The organism is Caballeronia sp. INML1 (genome assembly GCF_023631085.1).
Lineage (GTDB): Bacteria > Pseudomonadota > Gammaproteobacteria > Burkholderiales > Burkholderiaceae > Caballeronia > Caballeronia turbans.
Map to the genome: position 1 here is coordinate 1 of NZ_JALQDT010000088.1, position 1,482 is coordinate 1,482.

Genomic DNA, 1,482 nt, shown 5'->3' on the forward strand with positions numbered 1-1,482 from the left:
TGTAGCTCCTGGACTGGGTTTGGTTGGATGAGCATCAATCGTTGCGCTCGCAGCTACATATGCGAGGGCTGTGCCAGCCAAGGCTAGAGGATCTGTTCGGTTAGGCTAATGCATTGATTGTTAATCAAAAATATCCGAGACGATGCAGGTTTGAAGGCAACTTTGGATTGCACGACACGGGGCAAGTTGTTGGTGGCGGAAAAACAGAAGTGGGGACGTTGTCGGTGGGCGACGAACAGGGGGCGGTATTGGCAGCGGTAAAAGTCAAAACGCAATGCGAACAGGTAGGGGCCCGTGAGATCCCGATTCAAACAAAGTTATCGGCTTCGGAATGAACGACGTGAAGTTTTAATTCGGAAAACGAACGTTATGCAATGTGATGCGGACGCGGATGTTGAGCGTCGCAGTGGGAAGAGGGATTGAAGCGCGAGAGAAAAGAGAAAAGAGAAAAGAGAAAAGGGAGAAGGAAATGAATCCTTCTCCCTTCGAGGATGCCTGTCTTTACAGCTTCACGCCTTCGAGCAGGCTGCCGACCGACGAAAGCGACTTCGTGACGTTCGTCAGATCGACGTTCGTGTGGGTCGAAGCATCGACTTGCGTCACCGGCGCGACGTTGGTCTGCGGGCTGGCGAAAGCAAAGCCGCTGATCGAGTTGGCGTTGATGCCGTTGTTCTGGAAGATGCTCCCGCCGCCGACGATGGCGCCCATTTCAGCGCGGCCGAGTTCTTTGCTAGCGGCGAGGTTTTCGATCTTAAGCATGATGTGTCTCCTGGGACTGTGTGGGTTGGATGAGCACCAATCGTTGCGCTCGCGTCTCTATATGCGAGGGCCGTGCCAGGCGTTGCTGGAAGGTCTGTTCGGTTAATCCAACTCGTTGAAAATCAAGCCGAATAAACGCTGGAGAGCGTGAGACAGGCGATTCGCGGGGCATCGGCGGTATGGATTCGTTGGATACCGGGAGACAGCTTGCGCGGACGTGTCGGCATGGCGCTGACAACTCGAATCGACGGTTATCGAAACACCATCGACGCAGTAGCGTGGCGACTGCGCAGACGTTGTCCGCGTTGCCGAGTACTCGGTGATGACCCGTGCGAAAGAGAGAAACGGCCGCGTGAATTCGCGCATTGCGCGCGAGGGCCTGCGAATGAATGTCGAAGCAGGAATGCGAAGAGAGGGAGAAGGAAACGTCGTGGTTCCTTCTCCCTTCGAGCGGTGATGCTTTTACAGCTTCACGCCGCCGAGCAGGCTGCCCACTGCGTCGAGCGACTTCGTCACGTTCTTCAGATCGACGTCCGTATGCGTGGAGGCATCGACCTGCGTCACGGGAGCGACGTTGGTTTGCGGGCTCGCGAAGGCAAAGCCGCTGATCGAGTTGTAGTTGACGCCGTTGTTCTGGAAGATGCTTGCGCCGCCGACGATAGCGCCCATTTCAGCGCGGCCGAGTTCTTTGCTGACAGCGAGGTTGTCGATTTTCAACATGAT

The 1,482-nt window shown here is 55.7% G+C and carries 2 protein-coding genes; both read right to left on the reverse strand.

Annotated elements, in window-relative coordinates; all coding sequences use genetic code 11:
• Positions 1 to 501 precede the first annotated feature (501 nt).
• Positions 502 to 759, reverse strand: coding sequence for a hypothetical protein (locus tag NCR38_RS33780; protein ID WP_061122019.1), 258 nt, complete (start codon positions 757 to 759; stop codon positions 502 to 504).
• Positions 760 to 1,221: 462 nt separating this feature from the next.
• Complete coding sequence (locus tag NCR38_RS33785) at positions 1,222 to 1,479, reverse strand: hypothetical protein (protein ID WP_061122020.1); 258 nt, start codon at positions 1,477 to 1,479, stop codon at positions 1,222 to 1,224.
• Between the last annotated feature and the right edge of the window lie 3 nt (positions 1,480 to 1,482).

Coding starts and splice junctions, on each gene's coding strand:
- NCR38_RS33780 (WP_061122019.1), bottom strand. CDS start 759: ATGCTTAAGATCGAAAACCTCGCCGCTAGCAAAGAACTCGGCCGCGCT.
- NCR38_RS33785 (WP_061122020.1), bottom strand. CDS start 1,479: ATGTTGAAAATCGACAACCTCGCTGTCAGCAAAGAACTCGGCCGCGCT.